General features: G+C 41.6%; 19 protein-coding genes. 10 read left to right on the top strand and 9 right to left on the bottom strand.

Going from position 1 to position 18531, the window contains the following annotated elements; all coding sequences use genetic code 11:
* Positions 1-30 precede the first annotated feature (30 nt).
* Together pgeF and CSV76_RS05295 are read right to left on the bottom strand one after the other, a co-directional pair.
* On the bottom strand, positions 31-792 hold the full coding sequence (pgeF, locus tag CSV76_RS05300) for a peptidoglycan editing factor PgeF (protein WP_085427625.1): 762 nt from the start codon (positions 790-792) through the stop codon (positions 31-33).
* The gene (locus CSV76_RS05295) at positions 789-1922 is read right to left on the bottom strand and encodes an amidohydrolase (RefSeq protein WP_085427624.1); all 1134 of its coding nucleotides are present in this window, start codon (positions 1920-1922) and stop codon (positions 789-791) included. Before CSV76_RS05295 ends, pgeF begins: the two co-directional genes overlap by 4 nt.
* A gap of 542 nt (positions 1923-2464) precedes the next feature.
* Between CSV76_RS05295 and CSV76_RS05290 the strand changes: the two genes are divergently transcribed.
* Together CSV76_RS05290 and CSV76_RS05285 are read left to right on the top strand one after the other, a co-directional pair.
* A complete protein-coding gene (locus CSV76_RS05290; RefSeq protein ID WP_099624901.1) occupies positions 2465-3946 on the top strand; it encodes a BCCT family transporter in 1482 nt (493 codons plus the stop codon).
* A gap of 486 nt (positions 3947-4432) precedes the next feature.
* Positions 4433-5989 (top strand): ABC-F family ATP-binding cassette domain-containing protein, encoded by a 1557-nt coding sequence (locus CSV76_RS05285; RefSeq protein WP_099624900.1) that lies wholly within the window; start codon positions 4433-4435, stop codon positions 5987-5989.
* A gap of 108 nt (positions 5990-6097) precedes the next feature.
* On the opposite strand, the gene CSV76_RS05280 is transcribed toward CSV76_RS05285, so the two are convergent.
* Positions 6098-6964, bottom strand: a complete 867-nt coding sequence (locus CSV76_RS05280; protein ID WP_085429038.1) for a LysR family transcriptional regulator — start codon at positions 6962-6964, stop codon at positions 6098-6100.
* A 114-nt stretch (positions 6965-7078) separates the two neighbouring features.
* Between CSV76_RS05280 and CSV76_RS05275 the strand changes: the two genes are divergently transcribed.
* From CSV76_RS05275 to CSV76_RS05265, 3 genes are all read left to right on the top strand, one after another.
* On the top strand, positions 7079-7774 hold the full coding sequence (locus CSV76_RS05275; RefSeq protein ID WP_085427621.1) for a CoA transferase subunit A: 696 nt from the start codon (positions 7079-7081) through the stop codon (positions 7772-7774).
* A gap of 15 nt (positions 7775-7789) precedes the next feature.
* On the top strand, positions 7790-8440 hold the full coding sequence (locus CSV76_RS05270; RefSeq protein WP_085427620.1) for a 3-oxoacid CoA-transferase subunit B: 651 nt from the start codon (positions 7790-7792) through the stop codon (positions 8438-8440).
* A 69-nt stretch (positions 8441-8509) separates the two neighbouring features.
* Entirely contained in the window at positions 8510-9442 is a 933-nt protein-coding gene (locus CSV76_RS05265) for a 3-hydroxyacyl-CoA dehydrogenase family protein (protein ID WP_085427619.1), read from the top strand.
* 41 nt (positions 9443-9483) lie between these two features.
* Here the strand turns inward: CSV76_RS05265 and CSV76_RS05260 are convergent, their stop codons facing one another.
* The 4 genes from CSV76_RS05260 to CSV76_RS05245 all read right to left on the bottom strand — a co-directional run bounded on the left by CSV76_RS05260 (position 9484) and on the right by CSV76_RS05245 (position 13297).
* Positions 9484-10491: a FecCD family ABC transporter permease gene (locus tag CSV76_RS05260; protein WP_085427618.1), complete on the bottom strand. Its 1008-nt coding sequence runs from the start codon at positions 10489-10491 to the stop codon at positions 9484-9486.
* On the bottom strand, positions 10488-11495 hold the full coding sequence (locus CSV76_RS05255; RefSeq protein ID WP_085427617.1) for a FecCD family ABC transporter permease: 1008 nt from the start codon (positions 11493-11495) through the stop codon (positions 10488-10490). The genes CSV76_RS05260 and CSV76_RS05255 overlap by 4 nt, the downstream gene beginning before the upstream one ends.
* A gap of 71 nt (positions 11496-11566) precedes the next feature.
* Entirely contained in the window at positions 11567-12499 is a 933-nt protein-coding gene (locus tag CSV76_RS05250; protein WP_099624899.1) for an iron-hydroxamate ABC transporter substrate-binding protein, read from the bottom strand.
* Between the two features lie 3 nt (positions 12500-12502).
* Complete coding sequence (locus CSV76_RS05245; RefSeq protein WP_085427615.1) at positions 12503-13297, bottom strand: ABC transporter ATP-binding protein; 795 nt, start codon at positions 13295-13297, stop codon at positions 12503-12505.
* A gap of 121 nt (positions 13298-13418) precedes the next feature.
* Here CSV76_RS05245 and CSV76_RS05240 point away from each other — a divergent pair, with 121 nt between their 5' ends.
* On the top strand, positions 13419-14465 hold the full coding sequence (locus CSV76_RS05240) for an NAD(P)/FAD-dependent oxidoreductase (RefSeq protein ID WP_085427614.1): 1047 nt from the start codon (positions 13419-13421) through the stop codon (positions 14463-14465).
* Positions 14466-14505: 40 nt separating this feature from the next.
* On the opposite strand, the gene CSV76_RS05235 is transcribed toward CSV76_RS05240, so the two are convergent.
* Together CSV76_RS05235 and CSV76_RS05230 are read right to left on the bottom strand one after the other, a co-directional pair.
* Positions 14506-15126 carry an MOSC domain-containing protein gene (locus CSV76_RS05235; protein WP_085429037.1) on the bottom strand — a complete coding sequence of 207 codons (621 nt, stop codon included), beginning with the start codon at positions 15124-15126 and terminating at the stop codon, positions 14506-14508.
* A 118-nt stretch (positions 15127-15244) separates the two neighbouring features.
* Positions 15245-15577: a DUF5658 family protein gene (locus CSV76_RS05230; protein ID WP_085427613.1), complete on the bottom strand. Its 333-nt coding sequence runs from the start codon at positions 15575-15577 to the stop codon at positions 15245-15247.
* A gap of 221 nt (positions 15578-15798) precedes the next feature.
* On the opposite strand from CSV76_RS05230, the gene CSV76_RS05225 reads away from it, so the two are divergent.
* The 4 genes from CSV76_RS05225 to CSV76_RS05210 all read left to right on the top strand — a co-directional run bounded on the left by CSV76_RS05225 (position 15799) and on the right by CSV76_RS05210 (position 18500).
* Complete coding sequence (locus tag CSV76_RS05225) at positions 15799-16161, top strand: GntR family transcriptional regulator (RefSeq protein WP_198166270.1); 363 nt, start codon at positions 15799-15801, stop codon at positions 16159-16161.
* On the top strand, positions 16161-17069 hold the full coding sequence (locus CSV76_RS05220) for an ATP-binding cassette domain-containing protein (RefSeq protein ID WP_198166139.1): 909 nt from the start codon (positions 16161-16163) through the stop codon (positions 17067-17069). Before CSV76_RS05225 ends, CSV76_RS05220 begins: the two co-directional genes overlap by 1 nt.
* On the top strand, positions 17041-17793 hold the full coding sequence (locus CSV76_RS05215) for a hypothetical protein (protein WP_085427610.1): 753 nt from the start codon (positions 17041-17043) through the stop codon (positions 17791-17793). Before CSV76_RS05220 ends, CSV76_RS05215 begins: the two co-directional genes overlap by 29 nt.
* Positions 17794-17924: 131 nt before the next feature.
* Positions 17925-18500 (top strand): hypothetical protein, encoded by a 576-nt coding sequence (locus tag CSV76_RS05210; RefSeq protein WP_143560345.1) that lies wholly within the window; start codon positions 17925-17927, stop codon positions 18498-18500.
* Positions 18501-18531: the final 31 nt, after the last annotated feature.

Raw genomic sequence — 18531 nt, 5'->3', positions numbered from 1 at the left:
TGCAGTGGGGATAGTCTCCTCACTGCACTTTTAGGTTATTCGTTTAATAAAACTGACATGACGGCCTGCCTGCTTGTCTTGGCGATAAGAGAAGCCGTGTGGACTCAGATACGTACAAGTACGATCGATCGTAATGTGAGCATCGGGTATTCCTGCTAGCTCACATTGTTTTTTCACGATCAGTTGATTATCGATGTGATATTTTTTTGTATCCTGATTATAAGAAATCCACTCGTCGGCATAGCGAAGCTCGTGGAACTTTTTGTAGACATCCTCATCCACTTCAAATTTCTCCTGACTAAGTGCTGCACCAATTTGGACATGAATATGACTCATATCACAGTTTTCATAATGCTGTAAGTGGCGGAATAACTTCAAAGTAATTTCTTTCACAGTGCCTTGCCATCCTGAATGAATGGCTCCAATCAATGTGCTATCGTCACTGTAAAATAAGACAGGCACGCAATCTGCCGTTAAGCTACAAAGTACAATATTGGGTTCAAAGGTATACAGTGCATCGGTGTCAGCTATTGCCGTGTCTTGCCGCAACGCACCTTTCCCTCGATCTTGAGTTGTCACTTTATGAAAGTTTGCGCTATGTGTTTGATTGGCAAATACGAAGTCTTTCACTCCACACTGCAAATCACGAGCCAATTGTTGACGATTATGCAGTACGTCTTCCTTGGAAATACATGCGTGCAAGGCAGTGTTGTTAGACTCGGGTTCACTACAGTCTTTCATCGTCATGCCAAGTAGTAAATTGTCATGTCCTTGATAGATGACAGTTTTCATAATTCTCGATCCGCATTCAGCAATAGTTCGGTTAATATTTGTGCGCCATAAATTAAGGCATCGGTATTGAACGACATCTGCGGATGATGCAAGCCTGGTTTCAAATCACAACCAAGTCCAATCATCGTGGCGGGAATATCAGGTGTTTTCCATGTGTAGAAGTGAAAATCTTCTGCGCCTTGAGAAATACAAGGACCCTCTACATTTTCTTCTCCCAGTACAGAACCAATTGCTTGCTGGGCTAGTCGTACAGCCGTTGCATTTTCTGTAGCGGCAGGGGAATAGCCCTCTTCTTCGTACATAATCTCCGTCTCTGTCAACGCGGCAGTGTGTTGGATGATGTGGCGAGCTTTTGCCAGTAAAGAATCCATTGTGTCATTCGTTTCGGCACGAACATCGAGCGTAAATCGCGCACTGGCTGGTATAGAGTTGCTCGTCTCGCCGCCGTGCAACTCTGTCATTTTGATAGAAAACTTTTTATTCCCAAGTAATCTAATTTGACGCAGTGACTGGATGAGAGAACTCGCTGCTTCAATCGGATTATTGCCTTCTTCAGGTCTCGCCGCATGCGCTGGTGTGCCCGTAATCGTTCCTACAATGGTCGCTGATGAGCCATGCAAGATTACGGGTGCTGATTTACCGAAAGGAACTTCCGTGTGAGGACGCACGTGCAAGCCGCCTAGGAACAATACATCATCGAGCACGCCTTCTTTCATCATTTGCAACGCGCCTTCTGCTAACTCTTCTGCTGGCTGGAAAATGAAGCGGATCGTATGATGTAAATTCTCTTCAATTTCTTTTAAAGCGAGTGCCGTATATAGAGTCATCGTACTATGTGCGTCGTGTCCGCAAGAATGGTTAGCTATCACTTCACCATGGACTTCCTGCACTAATGCATCCATATCAGCGCGCAACGCGATAACGCCTTCCTTTTTACCAGCGATCTCCGCAATAAATCCGTGATGCCCTGTATACGTAGTAATAGTCAATCCTGCAGACGAAAGCTTATCTTGTAAATATCGGGATGTCTGCTGTTCTTGCCAGCTGGGTTCGGCGAGGGCGTGTAGTTCTTTATAGGTTTGTAGGAGTTGATTCTTATGCTGTTCAATGTAGGTTATTGGGTTAGTCATTTGATTTGCCTCTCTTCCATGAAGTTGTTTATCTTAAAAGTAAAACATACCGACTAGAAAATCACAAAAAATAATAGGAAATCGTTATAAATAAATTGACTTTTCAAAACACTTACTCGAGAATAGTAAAGTAATACTGAGCTTATCAACTAAAGGAGGAAGGGTTATGAAACGCTTAGTAATCGCAATGAGTATGTTAGTAGGTTAACTTTACCTAGACGCACATTCATAGACAAGTTACATTCAATGAAAATGAAAAATAGAGTTGTGTAAGAAAGCATAAGAAATATTCCACGAAGATGCACCATGGGTTCCGTTAGTGCACACGAAACCATCTTTTAGTTTTCCTAAGTAAAGCCTTTTTAAAAGTGTGTATAAAAAAGTTGGAATTGCATAAGTGTATAAAAAACGTGATACTGTAAGGTTTTGCTTATACTGTATACTGATTTCATCAAATAAATAGTGCATATGTGTTTGATTTTCATCTGTTTTTACAGTATAGTGTAAACCTGCTTGTGCAATTCATCTATTAAGGGGGAACTATGAAGAAAATTTCAAAAGTATTTTACATTACTATTGTGTTAATCGTAATAGCGGTTGGCTATGGAGTAATAAATCCAGTCCATTTTGAGGAAATTACGTCAGCTGGTAAAGCTTTTGTAGCATCTACTTTTGGTTGGTACTACATGTTGATCATGACAGCTCTATTGTTACTTAGTATATTTATGATATTCAGCCCATACGGTAAAATCCGGTTGGGAAAAGATACAGATCGTCCGCAATTCTCTACAATAACATGGATCGCGATGTTGTTCTCGGCTGGGATGGGAATCGGACTAGTGTTTTATGGTGCCGCAGAACCTTTATCCCACTATGCAGTACCTGCAACTGAGGACGCACTAACACCAGCTGCTTTTAAAGAGTCTATGCGGAAAACATTTTTACACTATGGTCTACACATCTGGGCTCTCTATGGAATGGTCGCTTTGGCTTTGGCATACTTCCAGTTTAGAAAAGGTGAACCAGGCCTAATTTCGGCAACATTGAAGCCGATCTTTGGAGAAAAAGTAAAAGGTCCTTTAGGGACTGTCATTGATGTACTTGCAGTATTTGCAACAGCATTCGGTGTAGCAACATCACTCGGATTGGGTGCCGTTCAAATTAACGCAGGTTTGGACTACTTATTTGGTTTCACGATAGGTATCCAGTCACAAATTATTATCGTAACCGTCGTAACTGTTCTATTTATCGGATCAGCTTGGTCGGGACTAAGTAGAGGGATTCGCTATTTGTCCAATATCAACTTAATTTTGGCGGTAGCACTTTTGGGATTAATCCTAATTCTTGGACCTACTTTACTCATCCTGAATATGTTCACTGATACTGTAGGTGGCTATTTTACACATCTCATCGATATGAGTATGGGTACGGCTCCACTTAACGGAGAAAATCGTGGATGGTTAGATGGATGGACAATCTTCTACTGGGCTTGGTGGATTTCTTGGTCACCATTTGTCAGTATGTTCATTGCACGTGTTTCTAAAGGACGTACGATTCGTGAATTTATGGCAGGCGTTTTGCTTGTTCCTTCATTCTTCGGTTTCCTATGGTTCTCTACATTCGGTACAACAGCAATTGAAATGCAGAACAATGGAATAGCAGATTTGGCGTCATTGGATATTGAAGTTGTCGCATTCGAAATGTTTAATGCAATGCCATTCTCATTAGTATTATCACTGTTTGCAATTCTTTTAGTCACGTCGTTCTTTATCACATCGGCTGACTCAGCAACTTACGTGTTAGGTATGCAGTCGACGTATGGTTCGTTGACACCACCAAACTCTGTGAAGGTAATCTGGGGCATTATTGTTTCGACAATCGCATTGATTTTGCTTTCTGCAGGTGGACTTCTTGCTTTGCAGAATACAATTATTATAGCGGCCTTGCCGTTCTCGTTCGTTATTTTATTGATGATGTATGCGTTATTCAAGTCAATGAATGAAGAGTTATATAAAATGAAATAAAAGTGAGGGACATGCGGGTTTGACTGCATGTTCCTTTTTTGTTTAGATTGTACTTTGGGGGATGTGGTAAGGCATCGTTTCGCTGCGTTTCAGGCGGACGCGTTTGGGAGGGCTCGCGGTGAGCCAACTAGGTCGCGTTGCTCCCTTTAGTTGTCTCACCTGTCGAGCTGATCCTCCCCGAGTCGCCGCCTTCCACTTCGCTACACTTGTGTCACTTTCTTACATTAGAAAGAGGTTCATCTACTGATGCAATAATGGTCTTTGTGTTTTGAGGAAGAACAGTGTCGCTTCACTTATAGTTTGTTGAGAAGGACTATAGAAGACAACACAATCAGTTAATGTACTAGATATTCTATTAGTAACAATGGGTTCAATTATAGGAAACCATATACTGTTTTTTCATTTCTTAAGCAATTGCACGTTGAGAATGTTAAAATAGCGTATACAGATTTTATTGAAACAATTGAAAAGGAATAGGTGTACAGTATGAGTTTATTAACAGTAAAAAATATTAGTCACGGTTTTGGTGATCGTGCCATTTTTGACGACGTTTCATTTCGTTTATTATCGGGTGAACATATAGGATTAGTTGGTGCAAATGGAGAAGGTAAATCTACCTTCATGAATATTATTACGCATAAGTTGGAACCGGATGCAGGAACGGTCACGTGGTCGAAGCGTGTGCGTATCGGCTATTTAGATCAGCATGCCGTCCTGAAGCAAGGAATGTCCATACGTGATGTGCTGCGCACGGCGTTTCAGTATTTATATGATATGGAGACGGAAATGAACGGTCTTTTTGCGAAGATGGGTGAAGTAGAGCCAGATGAACTGGAAGGTTTGCTTGAAGAGACTGGACAAATTCAAGACTCATTGGAGCAAAGTGGTTTTTATATGATTGACGCCAAGGTGGAAGAAGTAGCAAATGGACTTGGATTGAACGAGTTTGGATTGGATACTGACGTGAACGCTTTGAGCGGAGGTCAGCGTACAAAAGTATTATTGGCTAAACTGTTACTTGAAAAACCTGATATTCTATTGCTCGATGAGCCAACGAACTATTTGGACGTAGAGCATATTGAATGGTTGCGTACGTACTTACAAGAGTATCCTGGTGCATTCATTTTGATTTCTCACGATATTCCGTTCTTGAATAGTGTCATCAACTTGATCTATCATATGGAAAATCAACAAGTCACGCGTTATCCAGGAGATTACGACGAGTTTTTGCGTGTGCATGAAATGAGACAGCAACAAGTCGAAGCGGCTTATAAGAAGCAACAGAAGGAAATCTCTCATCTGAAAGATTTTGTAGCGCGTAATAAAGCCAATGCTGCAACTAGCCGGATGGCAACGTCAAGACAGAAGAAGCTAGATAAGATGGATATCATTGAGTTAGATTCAGAAAAGCCGAAACCTCATTTTGATTTTAAAACGGCAAGAACACCCGGAAAATACTTGTTTGAAACGAAAGATTTGGTTATTGGATATGATGATCCTTTATCCAAACCGTTGAATCTTAGCATGGAACGTGGACAGAAGATTGCATTGGCAGGGGCTAATGGTATCGGTAAGACCACATTGCTAAAAAGTATTCTCGGGGAAATAAAAGCTCTATCAGGTAAAGTAGAGCAGGGCGAGCATCTCTCGATCGGATACTTCGAACAAGAAATGAAAGCCGATACGGATAACACGTGTCTAGAAGAGATTTGGAGTGAGTTCCCACATCTTGCTCAATATGAAGTGCGTTCGGCTTTAGCGCGTGTTGGATTAACGACAAAGCATATTGAAAGTAAAGTGAAAGTATTGAGTGGGGGAGAACGTGCGAAGGTGCGTCTTTGTAAACTAGTAAATAGTGAAACGAATTTATTAGTTTTGGATGAGCCGACTAATCACTTGGATTACGATGCAAAAGAAGAACTAAAACGTGCATTGAAAGAATACAAAGGAAGTATCCTGCTGATTTCACATGAGCCGGACTTTTATGAAGGTATCGTATCTACTATATGGAATGGGGAAACTTGGACTACGAAGATGTTCTAAGCAAACCAATTTGTTCCACGTGAAACAAAAACTCCAGCCGATTATTTGGCTGGAGTTTTCAGCGTTCATTTACGAATCATCAGATAAGGGAGAGATACGTTTAGCAGATTAAAACATCTGCATAAACTTCTTCAATGCGAATGAATGATAACTATTCTTTTTAGTCACAATGCCAAGCTTCCATAATAAATCCGGCTTCTGTAGAGGGATCATGACGATACTTTCATTCGTGACTTTTGTTGAAATCGATTGAGGAAGGAGTGTAATACCAAGTTTTGCTGCAACTAATTCAATAATTAAATCCCATTGCGAACTTTCGTAAGATACGTTCGGATTGAAACCTGCATCTTTGCATGCACTGATGATATTACGATGCAATGCAAAGCTTTTGGAGAATAGTATAAGGGACTCTTCTTGTAAATCGGATAGTGCGATAGAATCAAGCTGTGCAAACGGATGGTCTTTATGTACAAAAAGAAAAAACTTATCAGATATAAAAGGCTGTACATTGAAGAGATCTGTATTTGTAGGAAGCACGATGATCCCCGCATCAATCTGTCCTTTTTCTACAAGTTCTTCGACAATACGAGCCCCGTGCTCATGTAGCTCGATTTTAATATGAGGATAATTCTCTGAAAGGTTTTTTGCAATCTGCGGGAAAAATAATGTACCAATCAAAGGTGGCATACCAATCTTGATTTCCCCTGAAACACCTTCTGCCAGTCCTTCAAGCATGACAGGAAGTTCGCCGATCAATTGAACAATTTGCTGGCCTTGTTCATATACAATATTCCCCGCATCCGTCAGTCGAAGACCACGAGTAGAGCGGTTAAACAGTATGACATTCAATTTTTCTTCAATCTTTTTCACCGACTTACTTAAAGAAGGCTGGGATATATATGAGTGCTCAGCTGCTTTTGTAAAACTTAGGTGGTTAGCCACTTCTATAAAAGCATGAAAGTCTTTAAGTTCCATGATCATCCGACCTTTCTTTATTCCAATCGAGAATAAAATTCATTCAATATATTCATTTTACATATAAGTCAGAACTCTGTACACTATTACTAAGAGTCTGAAGGAGGTTACAGTATGAGTAAAGTGATGAATTCATTTATGGAAGCGGTTTCAGATATTCAAGATGGTGCTACGCTGATTGTCGGAGGCTTCGGCTTATGTGGTATTCCCGAAAAGTCGATCGAAGCATTACGCGATAGTGGTGTAAAGAATTTAACAGTAGCCAGCAATAATTGTGGAGTAGATGATGCAGGTCTTGGTAAGTTGCTAGTAAATAAACAGATTAAAAAAATGATTGCTTCTTATGTTGGAGAAAATAAGATGTTTGAAAAACAGTTCCTAAATGGAGAGCTAGAAGTAGAACTTAGTCCTCAAGGTACGCTTGCAGAAAGAATCAGAGCAGGCGGTGCGGGGATTCCAGGATTTTATACGGCAACGGGAGTAGGTACACCGATTGCGGAAGGCAAGGAAACGAAAGAATTTAACGGTAAGACCTATCTGCTTGAAGAAGGTATCGTTGGAGATTTTGCGCTTGTTAAGGCGTGGAAGGCTGACACACTTGGAAATCTAGTGTACCGCAAGACGGCTATGAATTTTAATCCACTGGCTGCAACTGCAGGTAAAATTACGATTGCAGAAGTAGAGGAAATCGTTGAAGCTGGCGAACTTACTCCGGAAGAAATTGATACGCCGGGTATTTATGTTCAGCGTGTACTTCTTGGGACAGATTATGAAAAGCGCATTGAACGCCTAACAGTGAGAAAAGCGTAAAAAGGAGAGATGAACATGACGGAAACACGAAATACGATCGTAAAACGTGCGGTAGAGGAAATTCGAGATGGTATGAACGTGAACCTTGGAATCGGGATGCCCACGCTAGTAGCGAATGAAATACCTGATGGCATGACGGTGTTATTACAGTCTGAGAATGGATTGCTTGGTATCGGACCTTATCCGGTAGAAGGGCAAGAAGATGCAGATTTAATCAATGCGGGAAAAGAAACTATTACGACAGTTCCCGGTTCATCCTTCTTTGATAGCGCGGAATCGTTCGCGATGATCCGGGGTGGACATATCGACTTGGCGATTCTTGGTGGAATGGAAGTTTCTGAACAAGGAGACTTGGCCAACTGGATGATTCCCGGGAAAGTTGTGAAAGGAATGGGCGGCGCGATGGATTTAGTTGTCGGCGCTAAACGTGTGGTGGTCATCATGGATCATGTCAATAAACACGGTGAATCAAAGGTTAAGTCTACGTGCTCGTTACCGTTAACAGGTCTAGGCGTTGTAGATCGACTTATCACTGACTTGGCTGTATTTGATTTCACGGATGATGGTATGGTTCTGGTTGAAACGTTTGCTGGTGTTACTATAGACGAGGTCAAAGAAAAGACAGAAGCATCCTTTACGATTTCATCTGATTTTAAGACTAGATAATATAAGTGGACGATACCTTTTAGTGCAGGTATCGTCCTTTGCATTCAAGTAATGAGTAGGGGGTAGACTATGGAAAGAATAACGATTATAGGCTCCGGAACGATGGGTCATTCCATTGCTCTAAGTGCTGCATGGGCTGGATACGATGTGACAATGTACGGTATAGCTGTTAAAGAACTAGAGCATGCTCTTGCAAGTATCGATAGTAAGTTGCAGGTACTAACAGATAATGACTTATTGGCAATTGAAGAAGTGCAGTTAGTAAGAGACAGGGTAACTACAGTCACAACAATGGAAGAAGCGATAAAAGATGCGACGTTCATTATCGAAGCAGTACCTGAACGTTTGGAGTTGAAGCAGCAGATTTTTAAACAATTGGACGAGCTTTGCGATCCGACAGTTATTTTGGCAAGTAATACATCAGCAATCAGTCCCACTGATATCGCTTCTAAAACCAAACATCCTGAACGTACGGTGATCACGCATTTTTGGCACCCCGCACATTTAATCCCATTAGTTGAAGTAGTTCGCGGGTCGAAAACAAATGATGAGACAGTCGAACGTTCAATGATGTTAATGATCGAGATGAATAAAAAGCCCATTGAGGTTAAAAAGGAAGCACCCGGTTTTGTTGGGAATCGTTTGCAGTTCGCTTTGTTACGTGAAGCACAGCATATTTTAGAAGAAGGCATCGCGACAAAAGAAGATATCGATGCAGCGGTGCTTTACAGTATCGGTAGAAGATTACCTATCACCGGACCATTTCTATCTGCAGATATGGGTGGCTTAGATGTGTACACGGATATATCGAATTATTTATACAAGGATTTGTCGAACACAAAACAATCTGCGTCTAGTATGCAAGAATTATTGGATGCAGGTGATCTTGGTAGTAAAACGGGCAAGGGATATTACGAGTGGAGTGCCGAATTTACGGAAGAGATGAATACAGAACGAGAAAAAGAACTGATTCGTTATGTTAAAAAGGATCGAGGGATATAATGAAAACGCCAGAACTCCCATAAAGGGAATTCTGGCGTTTTTCATTTCTTCAGCAATAAATAGCAAAAATACGGTGCGCCGATCAACGATACGATAATACCAGCGGGAATACCGCTAGGATCCAGAATGTTTCGTCCGATCGTATCAGCAAGCAATAGCAGAAAACTACCAAGTAGAATTGCGATAGGTAAATTTATACGATGGCGCGGTCCGACTAGTGATTTAGCAATATGAGGTGCCATCAGGCCGATAAACGCTATGCCGCCTGTTACGGATACAGCAGAGGCTGCAAGAGCTACTGCTGTCAGCAATAAAACTATACGCTCGCGTTCGATGGATACGCCAATTCCTGTAGCGACCGCTTCATTCAATCCCAACATATCGAGTCGATGTGCTTTAAATAAAGCGAAAGGAATCAAGAGTAGTAACCAAGGAGCAAGTGCCCATATATAAGGCCAATCAGTTCCCCAAATGTTTCCCGCTATCCATCTCGATATGAAATCCACTTTCTCTTGATCTGCAGAAGAAGTTAACACGACCATCACGCCTGAAAGTGCCATCGAGAAGCCGATCCCGACCAGTACAAGCCGCATAGGTTGTAAACCGATTTTTCGGCTATACGCGAAAAGGTAAATGAGAATAGACGTGATAATTGCTCCAGCAAATCCTACTAACGGTAGCAAATAAGCAAATGCACCGGCTTCGATTGGTACAAACAAGAAAAATACCGCAATCGCGACCCCAGCTCCAGAGTTAATACCGATAATACCTGGATCCGCGAGGTCATTCCGTGTAATGCCTTGTAAAATAGCGCCTGACAAAGCGAGAGCCGCACCCGCGAGTAACGTGATAATAATCCTCGGAAGGCGAATGGAAAACAGAACAAACTCTTCTTTAAACGTGCCTTGGCCAAGGAGGGTAGGAAGTAACCGACTCCATTCAATAGATGCATAGCCTAAACCAATAGCAAGAATACTTAAAGAGATAATCAACGCAATAAACAAGACAACTAAAATTCGCTGCTTTCTTTTAATATGTGGAAGAATCATGAGAAAGCACGACCTCCCTTGCGTACGATCAATAGGAAGAACGGTAAGCCGATCACCGCGATTAATGCAGCGACAGGCGTTTCAAACGGCGCTTGCAACATGCGACCGACTGTATCGGCAAGCAACATGAATGCAGCACCGATAATTGCTGAAACAGGGAGGATGAACCGATAATCCGTTCCTACAATGGCACGCACGATATGAGGAATCATCAAACCAACAAATGCCAAGTTGCCGGCCAAAGCCACAGCAGCCCCAGCCAATAAAATAATAATGATAAACAACATAACTTTTACTTTGAACGTGTTTTGTCCAAGCCCAATCGCTACTTCTTCATTAAGGCTTAATAACGTCAATTGACGTGATAATAATAATGCAACGAAAATTCCAATCATAATAACAGGTGCAATCGTCTGCAGTTGTCCCCATGACGTGCCGATCAATCCACCAGCCGTCCACATTGCCACGTCCTTTGAAATTTTAAAATACAAGCCAACACCTTGTGCAATGGCAAATAGAAACGTAGATACCGCTGCTCCGGCTAATACAAGTCGGATGGGTGCAAAGCCACCACGCTTTGCGGATGCAATGCCGAAAACGATCAGCGCACCGACAGCCGCCCCTATGAAGCAAGCCGTCATGATGCCGAAGTAATTAATCGTTGGAATGAATGCAAGTGCAATCGCAAGTGCTGCATTCGCTCCAGCCGTTAGTCCGAGCAATCCAGGATCAGCCAATGGGTTTCGTGTCATGCCTTGCATGATAGCTCCGGAAACGGCCAAAGCAGCACCTACAAACACGGCAGCTACTTCACGTGGGAAACGAATTTCTTTCAGTATCAGAATGTTACTCTCTTGACTTGTTGTGAATGAAAGCAAGACGTCTTGCCATGAAGTGTGAGCGGCACCAAGCTTCATGGCAAATAAGAAACTGATTAGTAATAGTATTGCACTGGCAAAAAGTTTGAGACTAAACGGAATAGCTTTTCTAACCGGTTTTTCCATCCTATTCATCCGCTCCTTTCTTGTCATAAAAAAAGGGGTTCTTCAATGAAGAAGAGCCCCATCTTGTTTAATTACTTAGTTCCTAAAAAGCTTTCGATAAAGAAATCAAGCTGATTATCAAGTGTATAGGCGTCGTTGAATGAGAATTCTGCTGTGTTTACCTGATAGACTTGATTGTTTTTGACAGCGGGAATACTCTTGTATGTTTCTGTTTCCAAGAATGAATTATCTCCTGTATCACTTTTACTCAAGATAATATAATCTCCAGCAAATTCAGGCAAAACTTCTGCAGATAGCGCATAATATCCGTCTTTCTCCGTCATTTCTTTTACTTTTTCAGGCATAGCCAATTTCATTTCCTGATAGAGAATTTCTGTCCCTCTACCCCAGTTATCGCCGAAGACGTAAATTTGTTTGTCGAACTCTTCGATAACGGAAACCGTCGTATCTTCTCCGATCTTCGCTTTAATATCTTCTCCAGCTTGCTGTGCACGTGCTTTAAATGCATCTACCCATTCTGTTGCTTCTTTTTCTTTATTCAATAATTTACCGATCTCGATTTGCTGTGTTAAGTAGTCTACTTTGCCATATGTATACGTAACAGTAGGTGCGATTTCTTTGAATTTATCAATGTTCTTGATAGTGGAAAGTCCGATAATTAGATCTGGCTCTAGTTCGATAACTTTTTCGATATTCTCATCCGAAACTTCTTCTACATCTTTCAGGAATGAATCAAAACTAGGATTATCTTTTGACCAAGATTCTGCTCCTACTAAATTAACGCCCAATTCATGCACAGTACCAGCAAAACTTGATAATACGACGACACGTTGCGGGTCAGCCGGTACTTCTACTGGACCATCTTCGGATTCATACGTAATGGTACCGTTTGTTTCTTCTTCTTTTGCAGGTGTATCTTCTTTCGCTGGTTCATCTTGTTTATTGCCGCAAGCTGCTAACGCAAGTACGATTAGCAAAAGGGCAGGTAATAGAAATTTCTTCAACAGTTATTCGTCTCCTTTGAGTAGATCATATGTGATGCATAACGGTTTACCCGTTCGTGGATCCGTTCCGATTTCAGCGTCGATGCGAAATACTTCTCGCAGTATGTCGGGGCAAATTACATCTTCGCACATGCCGGCACGAATAATTTCTCCGTCTTTCATCGCAATGATGAAATCAGCGAAACGTGCTGCCTGATTCAAGTCATGTAAAACCATGACGATGGTGCGTTGCTGTTCTTCATTGAGCCTTTGCAACAGCTCAAGTACTTCTAACTGATGTGCCATATCCAAATAGGTAGTGGGCTCATCGAGGAATATGATGTCTGTCTCTTGGGCAAGAGCCATCGCAATCCACACACGCTGACGTTGACCTCCGGATAACGTGTCGACTTGACGATGTTTAAAATCAGTCGTATTGGTAACTTCAAGTGCCCAGTTGATGACATCCATGTCATGGGGAGTTAGACGTCCCATCGCGTTTTGATAAGGAAATCTACCATAGGACACTAACTCACCAACAGTCAATCCGCTGGCGGCTTCTTGTGTTTGAGGAAGAATCGCCATCTTTTGTGCAAGTTGTTTCGTCTTTTGTTTAATGATACTACCGCCATCTAGTACGACATCCCCGGCTTGATGTGGAATCAAACGAGTAACGGCTTTTAAGAAAGTGGACTTGCCACATCCATTTGCTCCAATAATTGCAGTTACTTTCTGGTCAGGTATTTTTACCGACAGCCCTTTGACGATGAGGCGGTCATCATATGAAACTTGCAGATTTTCTGTATACAAGCGAACCATTTTATGGGCTCCTACCTTTCCTACTAAATAATCATTGATAATGATTATCAATATCAGTATAATCAAAACTATAAATTGAAATGCGAGCGTTGTCAATTACTTTTTAAAAGGAGAAGATGAAATGAAACAAGATCAGCTACTGGATGTTACGGTTATCGGCGGTGGACCTGCAGGATTATATGCTACTTTTTACAGTGGATTGCGCGAAATGAAGACGAAAGTCATTGAATACCAGCCGCAACTCGGTGGGAAAGTCCATGTCTACCCAGAAAAAATGATTTGGGACATCGGGGGTATTACTCCTGCTCCAGGTGCACAGGTAATCGAGCGTCTTGTAGCTCAAGGATTAACATTTGATCCTGAAGTAGTACTCAATGAAAAAATTATTAAAATTGAAAAGACAAAAGAAAATTACTTTGCTTTGCATGGTTCTTCCGGTACGATTCACTACAGCAAGACAGTAATAGTAGCGACAGGAACAGGTATATTAAATCCCCAGAAGATCGAAGTGGAAGGTGCGGAACGCTTTGAAGTATCGAATTTGAACTATACGGTAAAGTCTCTAGGACGTTTCAAAGACAAGACTGTTCTCATTTCGGGTGGTGGTAACGCAGCAATCGATTGGGCAAATGAATTACAACCGATAGCTAAAGAAGTATATTTAACCTATCGGAAAGACAATTTGAATGGCCACGAAGCGCAAGTGCGACAACTTTTGGAGAGTGGTGTTGTCTGCCACTTCAATACGAATATCACTCGGTTCATTGCGTCTGAAGATCATAGTGCGATCGAGAAAGTTGAACTGCAACATAATGACGATTTAACAGTCGTAACGATAGCAGTGGATGAAGTGATCATCAATCACGGCTACGAGCGCGATACCTCATTGATTGGCGATCAGCAGCTAGGTGTGGAGCTAACAGAGCACGACCAAATTGCAGGTACTTGCACGAGCGCTACATCCATAGAAGGGATGTATGCGGCTGGTGATGTGCTAAGCCATGATGGCAAGTTGCACTTAATCGCGGGAGCATTCCAAGATGCTGCCAATGCCGTGAACTGCGCCAAGAAGTATATTGACCCTGAAGCGAATCAGAACGGAATGGTCTCTTCTCATAACGAACTGTTCAAGGAACGAAATCGTGAATTAGTGAAACAACTTATATAATAGAAAAAGAACGAACCACAATTCGTGTGGTCCGTTCTTTTTAAGTAGTCTGTAATTTTTCCAAACGTTTCATTAGCATGTCTTTCCACTCGTCAGCTAGCGCATCGACAGCTAAAATTCGTTTTAACCCGTCCTGATCTTTTGGACGTTGAAAGTATACTTCGTTAGCGTAAAGAATTGACACGTTGTTTGGATCGCGTTGCAACAACGTAATTGTAGAATTTGAATGAACCATTCCTTCTTCAACGACACGACATAAATAGCCTGTAAGTCCAGTTTTAATCATCTCTTTCATCAGACCAGGCAAACCTGTCCGCTGACTGATTGTGCTACAAGGAACCCGACCTTGTGTCACTTGGATGACCGCATCTCCCACTTGATAGATATCCCCTATACATACTTTATCCTCAAGCATTCCACCTACTGTGAGATTTTCTCCAAATGTAGAAGGGGACAATGTACAAGAAAACTGTTTCTCCCAAAGAGCGTAGTGTTCTTCTGAATACATACAGACTGCACGGTCAGGCCCACCATGATGCTTCGTATCCGCAATCCCGTCTCCTTTGAAACCGTCCACTGAAAGAAATGCTTCATCCGTAGCCTGTTTACAAATGGCGCTCACAAAGTCTTTTCCATCCACCGTTTTTAATGACCGTGGCATCCCGATTGATAGCGCTTGCAATGTTCGTGCATTGTTCAATCATAACCCCTTCTTTCCGCGTATTGATACAAGTAGTATACAACAAATACGATGTATAGAAGGGGTGATTATCCACCTGTTAGATTGCGACCACGATCAGCCAGAATATATGAACGAATAGCACCGTAATATAAAGAAACAAAGCAGTTGTTAGCGAAATCCGTACAATTATACCTGATGCACGAATCGCCACAATATATAAAAGAAGTAAAGGTAAGCCCAATTTCACTATATAAAATAAAGCAATACTTTGATCATACATAAACGCTACTAGCAGATTGGCTTCCTCTATATAACCAAGTCGCAGACCATAATCAGTGAAAACGGCGTCTAATAAACATAAGCAAACTAATAGAAAGCCTGCATTCAATAATCTATTTTGCTGAATAGGAAAATCTTTTACTGTATTCATTTCATCCTCTCCTTACATACAGTATAAATAGCTAGCATGTGCAGAAAATGAAGCTTTTATGCATTGATATTGCTGTTTGCCAATATTTTTGTACTTTGGGATGCAAGGTCTTGAGCCTTGCATTTTTTTATATTCATTTGCAAACGACTATAAAAACGAGTATAGTACATTACAACAGTAATGTACTGGGTAACCTAAAGGTGGTGAAGCTCTTGATCAACATGGATGGAGAAAAGCCGATTTATATACAAATTGCAGAATGGTTAGAGACGGAAATTATTGATGGTACGTTACAAGCGGACGATAAAGTGTACTCGCAGTATCAGTTGGCAGAGCTATTCAACATTAATCCTGCGACTGCGGGGAAGGGGTTGACAATTTTGCTGGATGCGGAACTTATTTATAAAAAACGGGGACTCGGTACATTTGTCTCCGCAGATGCACGCAATAAACTGCTAACGAAACGAAAAGACGGAACATTGCGGCGGTTAGTACAAGAGCTGCTGAATGAAGCTGCGTTACTCGGTTTGCAAGATGAACAACTTATCGAATTAATTCAAGCAGAGCGAAAGGAGAGATCGTGATGCCGGTCATTACTCTGGAAAACGTAACAAAACGGTATCGTTCTACTACGATATTGGATCAATTGAATTTGGAGATTCGCGAAAATACCATTACAGGCCTAATAGGGCGCAACGGTGTAGGGAAGACAACACTCATGAAGATGATTGCAGGCTTCATCAAAGAGTCGGGTGGGGAATTACGTGTGTTTGGCGAGCGTCCCTTTAATAGCCTTTCCGTTTCTGCAAACATGATATTTGTTGACGACATGATGGGCTTTCCCGACGCGATGACGCTAGAAGACTTACTTTTGGAGTTTAATCGCTTCTACGAAAACTGGGACGGCGAACTCGCTGAGCGTCTACTTAAATATTTCAGGCTGCCGTTAACATTGAACCATCGCGTACTGTCTAAAGGAAAACGTAGCACATTCAATGCAATCGTCGGGATCGCAGCACGTTGTCCATTGACGATGTTTGATGAACCGATTACAGGAATGGATGCCGGAGCCCGCAGTGATTTCTACCGAGCATTATTAAAAGATTATTTGGCGCACCCAAGAACCATTTTGTTATCGAGTCATCATATGGAAGAGATGGAAGACTTGCTGGAAGACATTTTATTGATCGAAGGAAAAGGCATTGCATTTCATAGTTCCATAACCGAACTACAAGAGAAGTTCATCAAGTTCCAAGGGAAAGAAAACGTATTGAAGCAGTATGCGAATCAATATGCCGTAATCCATCGAACTTCAACAGGTCCGTTAACAGAATGGATAGTTGACAATGAACATACGAAAGCAGAACTAACGGAATTAAAGCAGGCTGGAATCCGTGTGTCGGCCGTTTCGGCAAGTGAAGCGTATCTTGCTATGACAGGTCAGACGAGAGGAGGTGTAGATGATGTATTCGACGCAATGGAGTATGAATGAACTTGCCACACGACAGTTTTTATTCAAACTGAATGCCAATGGCACAATTTTTACGATGCTGATTATATTGCAGATTTTAGCTACTGTATTTATCAGCGGTGCATTTACATCTACCTACACGAACGATTGGGGAGAGCCGATTTCCTTCGACTTCACTTCCATAACGAACGACAGTCAAGTAGGACTCACACTATTCTGGGCATTCATAGTCGGTTTCCTGTTGACGTCTGCCGCACAGCGAAATGAATCCTTTTCGTTTGTGACCAATCGTTTGACGTTTCAACTAGCTAATTTCTACTTCTTCTGTACCGCCGCGTTACTCGGCGGTGTGACGACCGTTTTACTAGGGTCGGTGATGAAGATTGTGGCGATGTTCCAAGATAATATGATAATTGAAACGTCGGGATTACTATCTTCACCACTGGATTTCCTTTCACGTATTTTTGCTATGACGGCTTATACGCTATTGCTTATGCTGGTTGGGTATACGCTCGGATCACTTATCCAATGGAGCAAAATGTTTGTCGCGCTGTTTGGAGTGATGTGGTATGCATTCACGCAGAGCACATTTGGTATAGCAGACAATGAGAACAATGGATTGCTGTATTTCTTCTATGGGGAAACATCAATTCTATTATTCACAGTGAAGATAATAGGGGCCATTGTTATTCTGTTTGCTATTAGCTTCTTCGTCACAAACCGTTTGGAGGTGAGGAACCCTTGATGCTTCTTACTATACTAGTACCTATAGTCCTTCTTCTAGGAATATTGACGATTATACTGGTAACAAGGAATATGGGACGCGTACGGATAAAAAGATCCTTTCATTGGAAGTTTATTATTGGATACCTAGTGTTGCTGATAATTGGACTTGGCGTAGCGGAAACGATGGAACGAAAAGTAAAGGGTGTTAATCTTCCTGAAGCAATGGAAAACGAAGTGGGATTTGATCTATATAGTGCGATTGTAGAAGAGTTACCAATTCCTGATCACCTAGTATTAGCAAAACGGTCGCATGAAGTGAAGGGGGAATTTTCTATTCCTTCTTTCTCCGGTGCGTATGTTCTGATCAAGCGTACACCGAGTACTAGTCGGATAATAGAAGAAACAGTCTATTCTCCCGAATTGATAGCCACGTTCAATGATGAAGAGAATATGTATTACGATTTATCCGATCAACTCAAAATCAATCTACCTGTCTGGGATAGCAAGTCCATGTCTATTCCGAAACAACCTAAAAACCATTTGGAATATACGTTTTATCATGACTCAAACATCTTGAATCAGTTTACTGGCGAAAAGACCTCTGGATATTCCTCTGGTACTGTATCGGGTGTTATGACGGTTCATTTGTTGATTCCAGAATCAATTGAGATCGATATACCTGAGCTAGACGATGACCAAAATTACTATATAGACCTACTGGAATGAAAAAGACTGAAGCCTAATCACCACGAACATT

Source organism: Sporosarcina sp. P17b (assembly GCF_002743115.1).
In the GTDB taxonomy this organism is placed as follows: Bacteria; Bacillota; Bacilli; order Bacillales_A; family Planococcaceae; genus Sporosarcina; species Sporosarcina ureae_C.
Note: the sequence above shows the minus strand (reverse complement) of the source record. Positions and strands in the feature narration are given on the sequence as shown.